Source organism: Winogradskyella sp. HaHa_3_26 (assembly GCF_019278425.1).
In the GTDB taxonomy this organism is placed as follows: Bacteria; Bacteroidota; Bacteroidia; order Flavobacteriales; family Flavobacteriaceae; genus Winogradskyella; species Winogradskyella undariae.
On the sequence record NZ_CP058981.1, the window covers coordinates 1,800,769 to 1,816,867 of the forward strand.

Below are 16,099 nucleotides of genomic sequence, written 5' to 3' on the forward strand. Positions count from 1 at the left end.
ACCAAGTTAATAAAAAAGTCACAAGAAGTTAACAAAAAGATTATTACGGTAGAAAAACGCGTTTGATACGTTGCGATAATGCTGTTAGAATTTCATAAGAAATTGTACCTGCAGATTCCGCAAGATCATTAACTTTATGAGTGGCATCGAAGACAATTACCTCATCACCTTCTTTACAGTTAATGTCAGTAACATCTACCATAATCATGTCCATACACACATTACCAATGATATATGCTTTTTCTCCATTTATAAATACAAATCCTTTTTTGTTGCCATAAATACGACTGATACCATCAGCATGACCAATTGGGATTGTAGCAATTCTTTCGTTATTATTTGAAGTATAAGCCCTATTATAACCGACAGATTTCCCTTTTTCAACGTTATGAATTTGAGAAACAACCGATTTCAAACTAGCAATAGGCTTAAAATTTTTATCTTCTTCTTCCGAATTCCCAAAACCATAGAGTCCAATTCCACTTCGCACCATATTGAAATGTGCTTCAGGATAATTAATAATTCCTGAAGTATTACATAAATGTAACCAAGGCTCCGTTCCTGATTTTGTTTTAAAATTTTCAGTTATAGATTTGAAGGTTTTTATTTGTTGCTCTGTAAAATCTTTTTCTTCAAGATCTTCACTCGCTGCCAAATGAGAAAATAATGATTTTGCTTGTACGGCTGTAGTCGCTTTTAATTGAGACACAATAGACTCGACATCCTTCTCGTCAAACCCTAAACGATTTAAACCTGTATTGAATTTAATATGAACAGGGTAATTTTTCTGACCACGTTGTTCTGCTACAGCTATAAAATCGTTTAATAGTCTAGCGCTATAAATACTAGGCTCTAAACATCTATCAATTAAAGTTTCTGCATTTAAAGACTGCGGATGCAAAACCAAAATAGGTGTTGTAACTCCTGCATCTCTTAAAGCAATACCTTCTTGGGTGTATGCAACAGCAAAATAATCGGCACCTAATTTCTGAAGATGCTTTGCCAATTCTACAGAATCACTTCCGTAGGCATAGGCTTTTACTACCGCTAAAAACTTAGTTTCTGGCTGTAATTTAGATTTTAAGTAGTTGTAATTTTGAGTTAATGCACTTAAATCAATTTCGAGAACTGTTTCCTGCGCTTTAGGCATTATCGTCTTCTTTAGAGTCCATTTCCTTTGCATCATTTACATTAAGCTGCCTTAATTTATCTCTTTGAATACTTTTATAATACGCTGCTCTACTTAAGGGTTCATATTCATCAACTTCACCAAGTAAAACTAACTCATCACTTAGCGTTTTTCTATGACTATATTGTGCTAAATTTCCTGTTTTTGTACAAACCGCATGCACCTTAGTAACGTATTCTGCTGTTGCCATAAGATTAGGCATAGGTCCAAAAGGGTTACCTTTAAAATCCATATCTAAACCCGCAACAATAACTCGGATTCCTTTGTTTGCTAAATCATTACAAACACGTACAATTTCATCATCAAAGAATTGCGCTTCATCAATACCAACCACATCACAACCGTCTGCTAATATTGGAATATTTGCAGCAGCAGGAACTGGTGTAGAGCGAATTTCATTAGCATCGTGAGAAACAACCATTTCTTCGTCGTAACGCACATCTACAGCGGGTTTGAAAATTTCAACTTTTTGTTTTGCAAATTGGGCACGTTTTAACCGACGAATTAATTCTTCCGTTTTACCGGAAAACATAGATCCGCAGATGACTTCAATCCACCCAAATTGTTCTTTCTGATTTACTGTATTTTCGAGAAACATTTTGTAATTTTAGCACTAAATCAAAGATCGATCTTCGATTTTATAAAGGTGAGACAAATTTATTAAAAAATAGAAAGCAAAACTTACGAAAAGAAAATAAAGAGACTATATTCCTCTTTTATTTGGTGTAAGAATTGATTTTCAAAACTAAAAAATGCTAAAGTGCTTCATTATAAAAATTTAGAACTATGAAAAAGAAATTAGAATCAGAATTAGTAAGTATTGCCCATAGGATTCTAAAATTAACAGGCAGAGAAGACATCAATAAACTTCACGAAGAAGTTGCTGTGCTCTATGAGAAACTGACGGTTTTAAAATTTGCAAAAGATAACTTTGAAGACAGACTTCCAACAATTGGTCATGATTCTTCTTTTTTCGACATGTTAGAAACCGCTTTCAACAATAAATATAGTGACAACATAGAAATTGAAGATAAGACTTATGTTCATTTAGATGAAACCGAAGATGAGGCTATAATGGAACCTGTGATGACTAAGATTAAAGACTTAGTATCTCATATGCCCGATGAAGAGGTTAAAGAAAAACCTGTAGTTGAAAAAATACCAACACCAGAAAAAGTCTTACCAGAAGAAACCGAAACACAACAATCTTCAATTGAGTTTGAAACCATTACTTCTGGTTTTGATAAAATGCCAGAATTTGAACCTATTGAAGAAGCACAAAAGCGTGAAGTTGAAATAAACGAAGTAGAATCAGCAAACAAATCATTAAACGATAAACTGAAAGGGCAAAACTTAAAAGTAGGACTTAACGACAAATTAGCTTTTATTAAACATTTATTTGAAGGAGAAAGTGAAGATTATGATCGTGTAATTTCTCAAATTAATACCACAGCAACTTTACCAGAAGCTAAATCTTTAATTATAGAAATGGTAAAACCAGACTATAATAATTGGAAAGGAAAAGAAGAATATGAAGAACGTTTTCTTCAACTAATTGAAGGAAAATTTAATTAATGAGAATCAAACAAATTATTTATTGGTTTTGTACAGTATTATTATGCTTAATTTTTCTGTATTCAGCACAGATGTATCTGTTAAACACAGAAATGACAAAAGGTTATTTTGAAAGTCTAAACTATCCTAGTTATTTTGTTATTCCACTCGCTATTTTAAAACTTCTTGGTATTGCAATGGTTTTATGGCGAAAAAGTAAGTGGCTTACAGAATGGGCTTATGCTGGCTTCTTCTTTGATTTAGTTTTAGCAACTGCAGCACACCATTATGCTGGTCATGGTATTTTTGGCTTTTCATTTTACGGATTAGTAGTCCTTTTTCCGTCCTACTTTTTAGGTAAATATTTAAGAGACTAGATAATAATTATAAAATATTCTCGATTTCGCGAGAAATAAATATGAGTAAACTTTACTTAGTACCGACACCAATTGGAAATTTAAAAGATATCACTTTTAGAGCTGTCGAGGTTTTAAAAGAAGTAGATTTAATTTTAGCCGAAGACACTAGAACTTCAGGTAAACTTTTAAAGCATTTTGAAATTACCACACATATGCAAAGTCACCATATGCATAACGAGCATAAAACGGTTGACCATTTAATAGAAAAACTTAAAGCAGGATTAACAATAGCTGTAATTAGTGATGCAGGAACACCTGCTATTTCCGACCCAGGGTTTCTACTAGTAAGAGCTTGTGTAGAACATCATATAGAAGTGGATTGCCTACCTGGCGCAACCGCATTTGTACCCGCTTTGGTTAATAGCGGATTACCAAACGATAAGTTTGTTTTTGAAGGTTTTCTTCCTGTTAAAAAAGGAAGGCAAACAAGACTGTTACTTTTAGCAGAAGAAACAAGAACTATTATTTTTTACGAAAGTCCACACAAGTTAATTAAAACCTTAGGCCATTTTTGCGAATATTTTGGTGAAGACCGATTGGTTTCTGTTTCTAGAGAAATTACTAAACTTTACGAAGAAACCATAAGAGGAACCGCAAAAGAAGTCTTAGAGCATTATACCAACAAACCACCTAAAGGCGAAATTGTAATTGTTGTAGACGGAAAACATAAATAGAAATATGACTTTAGAAGATTTTTTAGCCAAACTTAAATCGAATCCAAAACAGATTGATTTTTCTGAAACAATGGCCGTAATAGAAACCTATTACCAATTTACACCAACCACTTTTACAAATGGAACTTTAAAAAATGTAGTAGATCAAAATTCAGGATCTTGTAAATTATTTGCCTTTGCTGTAGATCAAAATTTAACAAAAGAAGAAACCTTAGCTTGTTTTGGAACTTATTATTTTGAAGATGTTTTAATAAACCCAACAGGAGCAGGACATCAAAATATTAGAAATTTTATAACAACAGGTTTTACGGGTTTACATTTTGAAATCTTTCCTTTAAAAAAGAAATAACCCATTTTTCGTAATTGGGTTAATCTTTACCTCATCAGCATCAGTCTTTTCCGCTTAGTTTCCATAATTTTCTATTTCAAAATAAAACTATGGAAACTATACATTACGACGTATTTGTAATTGGAAGTGGTATTGCCGGACAAACCGCAGCAAAAGCTTGTATTGCAGCCGGAAAAACAGTTGCTATTTCAGATAAACGAGAATTTGGCGGTACTTGCGCCACAAGAGGTTGCGATCCTAAAAAAGTATTAATGCAATTTGCCGATTTAGAGCAAAAAGCTAAGCAACTTGAAAGTTTAGGGATTAAAAATGGACCCAAAATTAAATGGAAAGCCGTTCAGAAATTCAAATCTACTTTCACAAAACCTGTTCCTTTATCTACTGAAAATAACTTGGTAGATCTTGGGATTGACTTATACCATCAATCCCCAAAATTCATCAGTAAAAACGAAATTACTGTAGAAGGCAAAACTATTTCTGCTGATAAGTTTGTAATTGCAACAGGTTTTGTACCAAGAACTCTTGAGTTTAAAGGTGCTGAATTTCTACAAACAAGTGATGCTATTTTAAAGTTGAAAAAAATTCCTGAATCAGCCATATTCATTGGTTCAGGTTATGTTGGTATGGAATTTTGCTACATGCTTTCTACAATGGGGTGCAAAGTGACAATGATTGAAATTGGACAACAAGTATTATCGCAATTTGATTCGTTTTTAGTCGAAAAACTAACGAAGGTTTTAGAAAAAAGAGGTGTTCAATTTATATACGATGTACAACCTGAAAACATTAAAAAAGGTAAGAAAAACTTAAAATTAACATTTCAAAAAGGAGGCAAATCTAAAACTATAAAAGCTAAAAAGGTTTTTAATACTGCTGGACGTGTCCCTGCTATTGATAAACTAGATTTAGAACAAGCCAACGTTAAGGCAGACGATTCGGGTATTTTAGTAAACGACTTTATGCAAAGCACAAGTAATGAAAACGTATATGCTTGTGGTGATGTTTCTAATAAATCTTTACCTTTAACACCATTATCGGGCCTGCAAGGCTACATTGCTGGCCACAATATTATAAATGGTAATACTAAGGAATTTGAAAACCCTTTAGTACCCTCTGTCGTTTTTACACATCCACAATTGGCTACGGTTGGTTACTCTGAAGAAGAAGCTAAAAGTCGCTATAAAAATGTAAAAATTTATAAAGGTGATGCCTCAAAATGGTACAATGCCAAAAAGGAAAATGCAGAAGCTTATGCCTATAAAATAATAGTTAACGAACGTACAAATAAAATTGTGGGTGCTCATTTATTAAGCGCACAAGCCAATGAAACTATTAATATTTTAACGGTTGCTATAAATGAAGGTTTAACTACAAATGAATTTAAAAAACAGATCTTTACATATCCATCCTACGCTAATGATTTAAAAAGCATGCTGAAGGATGAGTAATAAATTATGAAAGACTTACTGCACAACATAAGCCAATGTACTATCTGTAAAGCACATTTACCATTAGATCCAAGACCTATAGTAACCGCAAATAGCAATTCTAAAATTGTAATTATTGGGCAGGCACCGGGAACTAAGGTTCATAAATCCGGAATTCCTTGGGACGACCAAAGCGGTAAAAGATTAAGAGAATGGCTTAAGGTTACAGAAGCACAATTTTACAATGTTAAAAACTTCGCCATTATACCTATGGGGTTTTGTTATCCAGGAAAAGCAAAAACAGGAGATTTACCTCCACGACCAGAGTGTGCACCAAAATGGCACAATGCATTATTAAATAAAATGCCAAATGTGGAATTGATTATTTTAATTGGTGCTTATGCCCAAAAATATTATTTAAAAGAGAAAGCAAAATGCACATTAACAGAAACCGTTGGCGATTATAAGGAATATCTACCCGAATATTTTCCAATTCCACATCCATCACCAACCAATAGGTTTTGGAGAAGTAAAAATCCTTGGTTTGAGGAATTGGTTGTTCCTGAATTACAAAAGAAGGTAAAATCACTACTTTCTTAATGCTTTATATTTAAAATAACACAGAAAAACCTCACTGTTTCCAGTAAGGTTTTTTTCTTATTTATTTAAAAAATAAAGTGTTTAAAATCTAATATTCCGATCCATCATGTTTACCAACTTCGTAACCATGTTTTCCTAAATATTTTTCACCACTTTCAACAGCACCTTCTTCAATCGAAGTTCCCATAGAATCATTCCAACGGTTTAAATAACCAAAAAGTGAAATTACCCCTAACATTTCTACAATTTCACCTTCATCCCAATGTTCGTATAAACGGGCTTTTATTTCAGCATTTACGGCATTTGGCACTTGGCTTGCTGCCAAACTAAAATCTAAAGCAGCACGTTCTGCATCGTTAAAAGCAGCGTGCGTCCTATATTCCCAAATATTATCTAACTGCTCTTGTTCCGCACCATAACGTTCCGCAGCTCTAATGGCGTGCGCTTGGCAATAACGACAACCCGTTGCATTACTACTTACCCAAGCAATCATACGTTTTAAAGCTGAGGTCACTCGACCTTCATTAGCCATAACGGCTTTATTCAAATTGATAAACGCTTTACTTATTGCGGGTCTGCGTTGCATGGTTAAAACCGAATTAGGACAAAATCCAAGAGTTTCATTAAAGAATTCTGCTAATGCTTTGGTTTCTAAATCGTGCTCAGCAGACAAAGGTGTTACTAATGCCATAGTTATTTTTTTAGTAGTATTTTTGAGGTAACTAAGATAGTATTTTAAGATTTAACAAAAATACAGCCTTAAACACTTCAACTATATATAACTTTTAAAATCAGAAATTATGCAACATAAAATCACGACAAATTGGAAAGGTGGATTAACTTTTGAATCTGATAATCCAAGTGGAAAAACAGTCCTTATGGATACAAATATTGAAGGTACCGATCAAAGAAATGGCCTGTCTCCAAAAGCCATGATGCTATCTTCTTTAGCAGGCTGTTCTGGCTTGGATGTTATTTCTACTTTAGATAAAATGAAAGTTGAAATTAAAGATTTTAAAATGGATGTTTCAGGTGAATTAACAGACGAACATCCTAAGTATTACCATACCGTTACTGTGGATTATCATTTTTACGGAGCAGATTCAAACGAAAAAAAATGTGAACGCGCCGTTAATTTATCTGTAGAAAAATACTGTGGCGTTATGGAAATGTTTCGTCGTTTTGCAACTGTTGAAACCAATATTCATTTTCATTAAAAAACAAGTCATTTTGAGCGCCGTCGAAGGATTTATGAACCTATTAACATTAGGTCTCTACTGCGCTCGACCAGACATTAAACATCAATTTATTTTAGCTAAATATGCGTTGGACATTAAAACCAAAACCACAAGCTTCAAAAGTTGAAGAACTAAAAGCAGCACTCAAAGTAGATGATACCGTTGCAACCTTGTTATTACAACGCAATATTGATACTTACGATGCGGCTAAAAAATTCTTTAGACCAAGTTTTAAAGATCTTCACGATCCTTACTTAATGAAAGATATGGATAAAGCTGTTGTACGTATTGAACGCGCCATAACAGCAGGTGAGAACGTGATGGTTTATGGCGATTATGATGTAGACGGAACAACATCTGTAGCCTTAATGTCTACCTATTTAAAAACACGAATAGATAGTATTGCAACTTATATTCCAGACCGCTATGACGAAGGTTACGGCGTATCGTATAAAGGAATTGACTTTGCAGACGATAATGGATTTTCTTTAATAATCGCGCTCGATTGTGGAATTAAAGCCATTGATAAAGTAGCCTATGCCAATGAAAAAGGGATTGATTTTATAATTTGTGATCACCATAGACCAGGAGCTGAAATTCCGGATGCTGTTGCCGTTTTAGACCCAAAACGGGAAGATTGCGAATATCCATTTAAAGAATTATGTGGTTGTGGTGTGGGCTTTAAACTGATTACCGCTTTAGCTGCAAACCAAGGACAAACTGCTGAAGATTTAACCGAGTATCTCGATTTGGTCGCTACTGCTGTCGGAGCAGATATTGTACCTATTGTAGATGAAAATAGAGCTTTAGCCTATTTAGGATTACAGGTTATTAACACCAATCCTAGACCAGGAATGAAAGCTATTATCAACCTGGTTAAAAAAGATATTCTTACCATTACAGATGTTGTATTTACCATCGCACCACGTATTAATGCGGCAGGACGAATGAAACATGGTAATTATGCGGTTAGACTATTATCTGAAACCGATTTTAATCTTGCAGAAACTTATGCTTTGGAAATTGAAGATTATAATTCTGACCGAAGAGAAACTGATAAACGTATTACCGAAGAAGCTTTAGTTCAAATTGAAGACAACAAAGAACAAGAAGGCTTTACAACCGTTGTTTATGATGAATCTTGGCACAAAGGTGTTATTGGGATTGTGGCTTCACGTTTAATAGAAACGTATTATAGACCCACTTTAGTCTTTACAAAAAGTGGTGATAAATTAGCCGCTTCGGCACGTTCTGTAAAAGGATTTGATGTGTATAATGCACTCGAAGCTTGTTCGGAACATATTGAACAATTTGGTGGTCATAAATATGCGGCAGGTTTAACCTTGCTACCAGAAAATTATGATGCTTTTAAAGCCAAGTTTGAAAGTGTGGTAAAAGAAACCATTGATCCTAAATTATTAATGGAAGAGTTAAAAATAGATTTAGATATTGAACTCGGGGAAATCGATGATAAATTAATGCGAATTCTAAAGCAATTCGCCCCTTTTGGCCCCGGAAATATGTCGCCAACTTTTATGTCGCAAAACTTAAAAGATACAGGTTGGGGAAAATGTGTAGGGGAAGATGATAAACACATTAGACTTACAGCAACGCAATCTTTTAACGCCTGTGCTGAGCAAATTCGAAGTAATAAGATTGTGTGTATTGGTTTTGGTTTAGGTGATAAAATAGATATCATTAGAGATAAAAAACTATTTAGTGCTGCTTATGCTATTGATGAAAACCATTGGAATGGCAATGTAAGTTTACAATTAAAGTTGAAGGATATAAAAGAATAATAAATCCTATAGGTTTTCAAAATCTTGTAAGTATAAAATATAACTCATCAAATTTCCGTTGATTACTTATGAAACAATTCTTATTAATTCTCTTCATTTTTAGCAGTTTGATATCTAATAGTCAAAATCTTGTGCTTAACCCAAGTTTTGAAGATTACTATGATTGCCCAAGAGCAATGGGGTTGTTTCATAAAAATGTAAAGCATTGGACAATTCCAAATAATGGAACAACGGATTATTTTAACTCATGTAGTGAAGACATGGGCTTCAAAAATTTTAACGGATATCAAAAAGCCAGAACAGGAAAAGGTTATGCTGGAATCTATACTTATTTCAAAAAAGATTATAGAGAATACATTCAAGGATCTTTAAAATCTACTTTAAAAAGAGGTAAAAAGTATCAGGTGAAATTTTGTATCAGTTTAGCTGAAAATTCAAGATTTGCTTTAAAAGAATTTGGGATGATGATGACATCCGAAAAATTTAATGCTTCAAAAAGCAAGGTTAATATTAATGCCAAACACTTTGCCAAACGAATTCCTAATTTAAAATACCGTCCAACATTTAGTAAAGAATTTTATAATAACGACCAAGAATGGATTGAAATTTCATTTACTTATACTGCAGATGGCTTTGAAAACTATTTTACTATTGGTAATTTCAATAACAATTCCGACACTAAAAAAAGTAAAGCAAGACAAACGGATTATGAATCATTTTCCTATTACTACATAGATGATGTTTCCATAGAACCATTAGAAAAGGAAGAAGAGACAAAAATTAAAGCAGAACCAAATCTTAAAGCCAACAAAGTTTACACCTTCAAAAATGTATTATTCGACTTTGATAAAGCGGAATTATTAGAAGTTTCAAAAGCAGAACTCAATCAACTTTATAAACATTTGAGTGAGAATTCAAATTTAAAAATTGAAATTTACGGTCATACAGATAACGTTGGTCTAACGACTAGAAACCAAGAATTATCAGAACAACGCGCAAAAGCTGTTGAAGGTTATTTAATTTCAAAAGGTCTAAGTGCAACTAAAATTAAGTCTTTTGGTTTTGGAAGTACCCAAGCTATTTCAAGCAATGAAACGGAAGAAGGTAGGCTACAAAACAGACGTGTTACTTTTAAGTTAATTCAAAGCTAAAAAAATATCAAAGCTTTATTCTACATTTGTATGACATAAATTTCAGATCTGATAGGTCTGGCAACTCTTAATTACATTGGCAAAAAACGATCCATACGCAGCATTAAGGATTAGAGAATTTAATACCTTTTTATTATTACGCTTTTTATTAATCTTTGGTTGGTCTATGCAATTTATTGTTATAGAATGGGAAGTTTATACTTTAACCAAAGACCCTCTCTATTTAGGATTAATAGGTTTAATGGAAATTATACCTGCATTTACAATGGCGCTATTTGCTGGCCATATTGTAGACCAAAGTGAGAAACGAAATTTGCTAGCCTTATGCATTGCAGCATTTTCTTTAATTAGCTTAGGTTTATTTCTATTAACTTTGGAGCAAGCGGTAGGACATTGGGAAACAACAACCGTTTTATATTGCATCTATGCCTTAGTCTTTTTTGGTGGGTTTTTACGTTCGTTTTTTGGACCGACCATATTTTCATTAATTGCACTTATTGTACCTAAAAAAGTATATCCTAATGCAGCTACTTGGAGTAGTAGTACTTGGAAAGCAGCTAGTGTTTTAGGTGCGCTTTTTGCTGGTTTTTCTATAGATTGGATTGGTGTTGACTATACGTTATGCATTGTTTTTGTTATGGTAACCCTGTCTTTAATTATTACATTTCAAATTAAGAAAAAGCCTATTTTAAATCCAAATATTGGCGAATCAGTAAAGGAAAGTTTAAAAGTAGGATTGCGTTTTGTATACAGTGATAAATCTATTTTAGGCGCTTTATCTTTAGATATGGTTGCTGTTTTATTTGGCGGAACTGTGGCTTTACTTTCTGTATTTGCACAAGATGTTTTACATGTGGGCTCTAAAGGATTTGGGATTTTAAATGCCTCTATATCGGTTGGAAGTATTCTCTCTATGTTTTTAACTACTTATATACCTATCTCTAGAAAAGCAGGGAAGAAACTACTAATTTCTATTTTTGCCTTTGGGTTGTGTATTATAGCCTTTGGTATGTCTAAAATTTTCTGGGTAAGTATTGTTGCTTTATTTTTATCTGGCGTTGCAGACGGTGTATCTATGGTAATTAGACAAACCATTTTACAACTAAAAACACCCGATCATATGCGAGGGCGTGTGGCTTCGGTAAATTCTATGTTTGTAGGATCTTCTAACGAACTTGGGGCGTTTGAAAGTGGTTTAGCCGCTAAAATAATGGGACCAGCAGTTGCTGTTATATTTGGTGGCACCATGACTTTAATTACAGTAACCACCATTGGTATTAAAAATAAAACGTTACGAAATCTCGATTTAACTAAAGATATCGAAGCACATGAGAAAGAGGAAGAAATCGCTTAGTATTTCTTCAAATCAAAATTTTCACCATCAAAAACACCGTAAGTATAATATTGTATCCAATCGCCCAGGTTAACGTACTTAGACTTTTCATTCAAATCAATTTCTAAAGGCAAGTGTCTATGCCCAAATACAAAATAGTCTCTATGTTTATCTTCTAATTTACGTTTACAATAAACGGCTAACCATTCATTTTCTTCACCTAAAAAAGTAGCATCATCATCACCAGAAATCATTTTATTTTTCACCGATAGATATTGCCCAATACGCAATCCAATATCAGGATGCATCCATTTAAATAACCATTTAAAAACAGGATTGGTAAACACTTTTTTCATGCGTTTGTAACCTTTATCATTTGGCCCTAAACCATCACCATGACCAATAAAAACAGAAGTATCATTAAACATGAATTCTTTAGGTTCATGATATACAGGAATACCGAGTTCTTCTTCAAAATAACCATGCATCCACAAGTCGTGATTCCCCACAAAATAGTGAATCGGAATTCCGGAATCACTAATTTCGGCAAGCTTACCAAGCGTTCTTGTAAATCCTTTTGGGACAACGGTTTTATACTCGAACCAAAAATCGAATAAATCACCTAACAGAAAAATGGCTGCCGCATCGTGTTTAATTTCATCTAACCAAGCTACAAATTTTTTCTCACGTGGTTTAGAAGCGTCACTAGTTGGTGCGCCTAAATGATTATCGGATGCGAAGTAAATTTTCTTTCCTTCAGCTAAAGTAATATGATTGGATTTATTCATTATCTGATGCGTACCATTCTGCAAAAGACGATGTAGTTTCTGAAAGCCTTAATGAATGTAATTTTATAGTTTTGGGTAAACGTTGTTTTATTTTTTCAGCAAAATCAATCACCATCATTTCACTTGTTGGCTGATAATCTACCAACAACACGTTATGATCTCTAATTTGTAATTCTCTAGCTAACTCAACATGCGGCGTATTTTTATTAAAAACAGTAGCATGGTCAAAAACATCCACAATTTCTTCCTTTACAATTTTCTTTAAATCCCCAAAATCAATCACCATTCCGTATTTCACGTTTGTGGTATCAGAAATTGGAGTTCCTATTACGGTTACATAAAGTTGGTAACTGTGGCCGTGTACATTTTTACACTTCCCGTCGTAACCGTATAATGCGTGACCTGCTTCAAAAGAAAACTGTTTTGTAATGCGTATTTTACTCATGCTATTTTTAATTAGGATGCAAAGATATTATAAATGTAAAAGGAATGGCTTTTTAGATTACATTTGCTCACTTTTTTTAATTTTATTAAGATAATATGAAAAGATTAAATTCTTACAAAAGTCACGTTGAGTAGTCTTTTTGAAGCTATTCCGTTTGTTGAAAACCCGCTTTATGAGCGTATTATTTCAGACATTTCATCACAAAAATATAGTATTGTTGATGATTTCTTTTCAGAAGATGAAGTTATTGCCTTAAGACACTCGTTGCTTTTAAAGTATGAAGAAGATGCGTTTAAAAAAGCAGCTATTGGAAATAAAACCCATAAATTCATAAAAAAAGCAGTCCGTGGTGATATTATTCTTTGGATCAATGAGAATATTATTAATTCTGCGGAAGAATTATTCTTCAATAAAATTAACGATTTAAAAGATTACCTAAACCGTACTTGTTTTTTAGGAATAAATCAGAAGGAATTTCATTACGCTATTTACCCAAAAGACACCTACTACAAACGTCATTTAGATACGTTTCAGAATGATGATAGACGTAAGTTATCTTTCGTATGTTATTTAAATAGTGAAGACTGGAAACCCGAAAACGGAGGCGAATTGGTACTTTATTTAGACGGTGAAGATAAAGTAATCTATCCTTTTCCTGGTAAAGTTGTCATTTTTGAAAGTCAGGAATTAGAGCACGAAGTAAAACCCGTAAATACACAAAGATTGAGTATTACAGGTTGGTTAAAAACACGGTAAATTTGTATTAGCGTTTTTTGTATTTGTTGTAGAAATATATAATTACAAGTGCTAATCCTAATATAAGAAATAGGCCATTTCCACCTAAAAAACTAAGTACATCCATTTTATTCTTCTTTATATCTGTTTTTATTATATCTATAAATGATATAGGCAATAGCTACCAACACTAGAAAAGGCACCAAATTACCTATTAGAATACCGATGCTATAATAATCATCGGGTGCTTCTTTTAGCTTCTCGTCTATGTTGAGCTCTTGAAATAATGTAATTAACAGATTCATTTAAAGTGATTCATTTATAAATCAAATTTAAGCGTTTTCGGCAAGTGATTTAAATGTTTTACGGAATTTTATTATCAATGGTAAACCACGCGCTATCATCCAAAATGTAAAAGCAATAAAAATGCCATAAAGTTTATAATCTAAACTATCGGTCCAAAATATAATAGGTACAAAAACAACCAATGTAGAAAATAGTAAAACGTTTCTAAGATATTTCATTCTACCTAAGCCTTTAAAAACTCCATCGAAAATAAAAGCCAATGCACACAAGGGTTGCATCGCTAAAATGATCCAAAAAACATTATAAAACTGGTTGAGTACGTCTTCATCATTACTGAAAATACGCCCTATTGGGTAATAGAAAATCGCACCTATTACACTAATTATCAAACCGACTAGAATACCGTATTTAATAAGTTTATTACTCAACTCAATTAAATTCTTATAATCTTTAGCACCATACAATTTACCAGATAAAATATTACCTGCACTAGCATAACCATCGATAAGAAAGGCGCCTAAAAACCATAAATTAATCCCAATAGTGTAAGCTGCAATGTAGTTTTCTCCATATTTAGTAGCAAAACTCGTTGCTAGATATAAAGCTAAGTTTAGAGCTAATGTTCTAATAAATAAATGCGCTATCATTACAACAAAGCGCTTCATTTCAACATTAAAAGGCAGTTTTATTAATAAAGGAATATCTGTTTTTTTAAGGAGATAAAATGCAGAAAGTAATGCCATAATAACTTGCGCTAATACACTTGCATAAGCCGCACCTTTTATATGCATTGCAGGAATAAAGCCTTCAATACCATAAACAAAAGTAAAATCTAAAACAATGTTTGAAGCCGCTCCGACTATCGCAATAAGCATAGGATAATATGTGTTTTGTAAACCTCTAAAAGTTCCAAAAACAGCAATAGTAAATAACGTAAATGGAAAACCAAAAACACGGATTTGATAATACGCTACACTATAATTTAAGATCTCTCCAGAAGCATTGTAAAGTTTAAAAATCTGTGCAGCAAAAGGATAAGTAACACCTATAATAATCAAGCTTAACGCGGTAATAATAAAAATTGCCTGAGCTGGTAAATTCTTTACAGCATCTAAACGGTCTGCACCAACATATTGAGACACGATAGAAGAAATAGCACTACGGGTTTGACCTAAAACCCAAATAAGCATAGAAAAAAACGTTCCAACAATACCAACAGCAGCCAACGAAGTTGTGGCCTCATAATCCATATTACCAATAATAGCGGCATCAGTTAAAGACAGAATAGGCTCGGATACTCCAGATATTAATGCTGGAATAGCGAGTTTATTTATTTGTTTTAAAGTTATTTGTGTGCTCACAGAACTAATTCATAACAATGAAAAGGAAATTCACTTTGCTTTGGAAAATAAATATCCTCTAATTTTTTATAACCGCGAAGTTCGTAAAACTTTTGGTTTCTTTTGTTCTGTGAAAAGGTATCTAATCTAATTGAACTACAATTGTTTTCAGTAGCAAATTCCTCAGCGAAATCCATAAGGTTTTGGGCATAACCTAATCCTTGATGTTTTGGATGAACCGCTAACCTGTGAATATAAACATTATGAACATTGTTAGTTAACCATTTTACAGGAACGTACTCAGAGTCCATTAGCTTTGAAATTACAATACAGCCTAAAATGTTATTATTAATTTTCAACACATAAAGTTCTTCGCGTTCAACATCTTTAGCAAAGGCAGCTGCATTTGGGTAATGTTCGTTCCATTGATAAATACCTTTAGGTATCATTGTTTCAGCACATGCTTTGGTAATAACCAAGAGTGATTTAACATCATCTATTATTGCTTTTTCAATTTTATAACTCATTAATTTGACTTAAAAATTAGTTTTAAAAAGTGAACAAAAATAAGTATATATTTACAACTGTAATGGGGATGTAGCTCAGTTGGCTAGAGCGCTTGACTGGCAGTCAAGAGGTCGTGGGTTCGAATCCCATCTTCTCCACCAAAACATCTTGGGGTGCGCTTTTCTATCAATTAGAACCATATTAACATTTTTTGCGTAAGTTAGCAGCCGTTTAATGCCCCTAAC

At 33.2% G+C, this 16,099-nt stretch carries 19 protein-coding genes and 1 tRNA gene; 12 read left to right on the forward strand and 8 right to left on the reverse strand.

The window, feature by feature from the left end; all coding sequences use genetic code 11:
- Nucleotides 1-43: 43 nt before the first annotated feature.
- Both alr and H0I32_RS07745 read right to left on the reverse strand, forming a co-directional pair.
- Nucleotides 44-1,150, reverse strand: a complete 1,107-nt coding sequence (gene alr / locus H0I32_RS07740; protein WP_179314221.1) for an alanine racemase — start codon at nucleotides 1,148-1,150, stop codon at nucleotides 44-46.
- Complete coding sequence (locus tag H0I32_RS07745) at nucleotides 1,143-1,787, reverse strand: thymidine kinase (RefSeq protein ID WP_173587514.1); 645 nt, start codon at nucleotides 1,785-1,787, stop codon at nucleotides 1,143-1,145. Before H0I32_RS07745 ends, alr begins: the two co-directional genes overlap by 8 nt.
- A 188-nt stretch (nucleotides 1,788-1,975) precedes the next feature.
- Between H0I32_RS07745 and H0I32_RS07750 the strand changes: the two genes are divergently transcribed.
- The 6 genes from H0I32_RS07750 to H0I32_RS07775 all read left to right on the forward strand — a co-directional run bounded on the left by H0I32_RS07750 (nucleotide 1,976) and on the right by H0I32_RS07775 (nucleotide 6,212).
- Nucleotides 1,976-2,764, forward strand: a complete 789-nt coding sequence (locus H0I32_RS07750; RefSeq protein ID WP_179314220.1) for a hypothetical protein — start codon at nucleotides 1,976-1,978, stop codon at nucleotides 2,762-2,764.
- Nucleotides 2,764-3,120: a DoxX family protein gene (locus tag H0I32_RS07755; protein WP_173587516.1), complete on the forward strand. Its 357-nt coding sequence runs from the start codon at nucleotides 2,764-2,766 to the stop codon at nucleotides 3,118-3,120. The genes H0I32_RS07750 and H0I32_RS07755 overlap by 1 nt, the downstream gene beginning before the upstream one ends.
- 41 nt (nucleotides 3,121-3,161) lie before the next feature.
- Nucleotides 3,162-3,836: a 16S rRNA (cytidine(1402)-2'-O)-methyltransferase gene (gene rsmI / locus H0I32_RS07760; RefSeq protein ID WP_173587517.1), complete on the forward strand. Its 675-nt coding sequence runs from the start codon at nucleotides 3,162-3,164 to the stop codon at nucleotides 3,834-3,836.
- Between the two features lie 4 nt (nucleotides 3,837-3,840).
- Nucleotides 3,841-4,185 (forward strand): HopJ type III effector protein, encoded by a 345-nt coding sequence (locus tag H0I32_RS07765; RefSeq protein WP_179314219.1) that lies wholly within the window; start codon nucleotides 3,841-3,843, stop codon nucleotides 4,183-4,185.
- Between the two features lie 89 nt (nucleotides 4,186-4,274).
- Nucleotides 4,275-5,633 carry a dihydrolipoyl dehydrogenase family protein gene (locus tag H0I32_RS07770; RefSeq protein WP_179314218.1) on the forward strand — a complete coding sequence of 453 codons (1,359 nt, stop codon included), beginning with the start codon at nucleotides 4,275-4,277 and terminating at the stop codon, nucleotides 5,631-5,633.
- A gap of 6 nt (nucleotides 5,634-5,639) precedes the next feature.
- Complete coding sequence (locus tag H0I32_RS07775) at nucleotides 5,640-6,212, forward strand: uracil-DNA glycosylase family protein (protein WP_179314217.1); 573 nt, start codon at nucleotides 5,640-5,642, stop codon at nucleotides 6,210-6,212.
- 88 nt (nucleotides 6,213-6,300) lie between these two features.
- On the opposite strand, the gene H0I32_RS07780 is transcribed toward H0I32_RS07775, so the two are convergent.
- Nucleotides 6,301-6,903: a carboxymuconolactone decarboxylase family protein gene (locus H0I32_RS07780; protein ID WP_179314216.1), complete on the reverse strand. Its 603-nt coding sequence runs from the start codon at nucleotides 6,901-6,903 to the stop codon at nucleotides 6,301-6,303.
- Nucleotides 6,904-7,012: 109 nt separating this feature from the next.
- On the opposite strand from H0I32_RS07780, the gene H0I32_RS07785 reads away from it, so the two are divergent.
- From H0I32_RS07785 to H0I32_RS07800, 4 genes are all read left to right on the forward strand, one after another.
- The gene (locus tag H0I32_RS07785; protein WP_179314215.1) at nucleotides 7,013-7,429 is read left to right on the forward strand and encodes an OsmC family protein; all 417 of its coding nucleotides are present in this window, start codon (nucleotides 7,013-7,015) and stop codon (nucleotides 7,427-7,429) included.
- Nucleotides 7,430-7,533: 104 nt separating this feature from the next.
- Nucleotides 7,534-9,249, forward strand: a complete 1,716-nt coding sequence (gene recJ, locus H0I32_RS07790) for a single-stranded-DNA-specific exonuclease RecJ (protein WP_179314214.1) — start codon at nucleotides 7,534-7,536, stop codon at nucleotides 9,247-9,249.
- Between the two features lie 68 nt (nucleotides 9,250-9,317).
- The gene (locus tag H0I32_RS07795; protein WP_179314213.1) at nucleotides 9,318-10,400 is read left to right on the forward strand and encodes an OmpA family protein; all 1,083 of its coding nucleotides are present in this window, start codon (nucleotides 9,318-9,320) and stop codon (nucleotides 10,398-10,400) included.
- A 76-nt stretch (nucleotides 10,401-10,476) separates the two neighbouring features.
- Nucleotides 10,477-11,754 (forward strand): MFS transporter, encoded by a 1,278-nt coding sequence (locus tag H0I32_RS07800; RefSeq protein ID WP_179314212.1) that lies wholly within the window; start codon nucleotides 10,477-10,479, stop codon nucleotides 11,752-11,754.
- Here the strand turns inward: H0I32_RS07800 and H0I32_RS07805 are convergent.
- Together H0I32_RS07805 and H0I32_RS07810 are read right to left on the reverse strand one after the other, a co-directional pair.
- Complete coding sequence (locus tag H0I32_RS07805) at nucleotides 11,751-12,521, reverse strand: UDP-2,3-diacylglucosamine diphosphatase (protein ID WP_218841356.1); 771 nt, start codon at nucleotides 12,519-12,521, stop codon at nucleotides 11,751-11,753. The genes H0I32_RS07800 and H0I32_RS07805 overlap by 4 nt on opposite strands.
- Nucleotides 12,514-12,966: a 6-pyruvoyl trahydropterin synthase family protein gene (locus tag H0I32_RS07810; protein ID WP_179314211.1), complete on the reverse strand. Its 453-nt coding sequence runs from the start codon at nucleotides 12,964-12,966 to the stop codon at nucleotides 12,514-12,516. Before H0I32_RS07810 ends, H0I32_RS07805 begins: the two co-directional genes overlap by 8 nt.
- A 126-nt stretch (nucleotides 12,967-13,092) precedes the next feature.
- Here H0I32_RS07810 and H0I32_RS07815 point away from each other — a divergent pair, with 126 nt between their 5' ends.
- On the forward strand, nucleotides 13,093-13,722 hold the full coding sequence (locus tag H0I32_RS07815; protein ID WP_179314210.1) for a 2OG-Fe(II) oxygenase: 630 nt from the start codon (nucleotides 13,093-13,095) through the stop codon (nucleotides 13,720-13,722).
- Nucleotides 13,723-13,829: 107 nt separating this feature from the next.
- On the opposite strand, the gene H0I32_RS07820 is transcribed toward H0I32_RS07815, so the two are convergent.
- Genes H0I32_RS07820 through H0I32_RS07830 form a run of 3 tightly spaced genes read right to left on the reverse strand, consistent with a single transcriptional unit; the run spans nucleotide 13,830 to nucleotide 15,874 of the window.
- Complete coding sequence (locus H0I32_RS07820; protein ID WP_179314209.1) at nucleotides 13,830-14,006, reverse strand: hypothetical protein; 177 nt, start codon at nucleotides 14,004-14,006, stop codon at nucleotides 13,830-13,832.
- 27 nt (nucleotides 14,007-14,033) lie between these two features.
- Nucleotides 14,034-15,368: an MATE family efflux transporter gene (locus H0I32_RS07825; RefSeq protein WP_179314208.1), complete on the reverse strand. Its 1,335-nt coding sequence runs from the start codon at nucleotides 15,366-15,368 to the stop codon at nucleotides 14,034-14,036.
- On the reverse strand, nucleotides 15,365-15,874 hold the full coding sequence (locus H0I32_RS07830; RefSeq protein WP_179314207.1) for a GNAT family N-acetyltransferase: 510 nt from the start codon (nucleotides 15,872-15,874) through the stop codon (nucleotides 15,365-15,367). Before H0I32_RS07830 ends, H0I32_RS07825 begins: the two co-directional genes overlap by 4 nt.
- A gap of 64 nt (nucleotides 15,875-15,938) precedes the next feature.
- Here H0I32_RS07830 and H0I32_RS07835 point away from each other — a divergent pair.
- Nucleotides 15,939-16,015, forward strand: a tRNA-Ala gene (locus H0I32_RS07835).
- Nucleotides 16,016-16,099: the final 84 nt, after the last annotated feature.

What these genes read in the sequence shown, in the direction of transcription:
- H0I32_RS07775 (WP_179314217.1), top strand. Translation starts at nt 5,640, where the DNA reads ATGAAAGACTTACTGCACAACATAAGCCAATGTACTATCTGTAAAGCA.
- H0I32_RS07810 (WP_179314211.1), bottom strand. Translation starts at nt 12,966, where the DNA reads ATGAGTAAAATACGCATTACAAAACAGTTTTCTTTTGAAGCAGGTCAC.
- rsmI (WP_173587517.1), top strand. Translation starts at nt 3,162, where the DNA reads ATGAGTAAACTTTACTTAGTACCGACACCAATTGGAAATTTAAAAGAT.
- H0I32_RS07770 (WP_179314218.1), top strand. Translation starts at nt 4,275, where the DNA reads ATGGAAACTATACATTACGACGTATTTGTAATTGGAAGTGGTATTGCC.
- H0I32_RS07750 (WP_179314220.1), top strand. Translation starts at nt 1,976, where the DNA reads ATGAAAAAGAAATTAGAATCAGAATTAGTAAGTATTGCCCATAGGATT.
- H0I32_RS07745 (WP_173587514.1), bottom strand. Translation starts at nt 1,787, where the DNA reads ATGTTTCTCGAAAATACAGTAAATCAGAAAGAACAATTTGGGTGGATT.
- H0I32_RS07765 (WP_179314219.1), top strand. Translation starts at nt 3,841, where the DNA reads ATGACTTTAGAAGATTTTTTAGCCAAACTTAAATCGAATCCAAAACAG.
- alr (WP_179314221.1), bottom strand. Translation starts at nt 1,150, where the DNA reads ATGCCTAAAGCGCAGGAAACAGTTCTCGAAATTGATTTAAGTGCATTA.
- recJ (WP_179314214.1), top strand. Translation starts at nt 7,534, where the DNA reads ATGCGTTGGACATTAAAACCAAAACCACAAGCTTCAAAAGTTGAAGAA.
- H0I32_RS07795 (WP_179314213.1), top strand. Translation starts at nt 9,318, where the DNA reads ATGAAACAATTCTTATTAATTCTCTTCATTTTTAGCAGTTTGATATCT.
- H0I32_RS07830 (WP_179314207.1), bottom strand. Translation starts at nt 15,874, where the DNA reads ATGAGTTATAAAATTGAAAAAGCAATAATAGATGATGTTAAATCACTC.
- H0I32_RS07780 (WP_179314216.1), bottom strand. Translation starts at nt 6,903, where the DNA reads ATGGCATTAGTAACACCTTTGTCTGCTGAGCACGATTTAGAAACCAAA.
- H0I32_RS07785 (WP_179314215.1), top strand. Translation starts at nt 7,013, where the DNA reads ATGCAACATAAAATCACGACAAATTGGAAAGGTGGATTAACTTTTGAA.
- H0I32_RS07820 (WP_179314209.1), bottom strand. Translation starts at nt 14,006, where the DNA reads ATGAATCTGTTAATTACATTATTTCAAGAGCTCAACATAGACGAGAAG.
- H0I32_RS07755 (WP_173587516.1), top strand. Translation starts at nt 2,764, where the DNA reads ATGAGAATCAAACAAATTATTTATTGGTTTTGTACAGTATTATTATGC.
- H0I32_RS07805 (WP_218841356.1), bottom strand. Translation starts at nt 12,521, where the DNA reads ATGAATAAATCCAATCATATTACTTTAGCTGAAGGAAAGAAAATTTAC.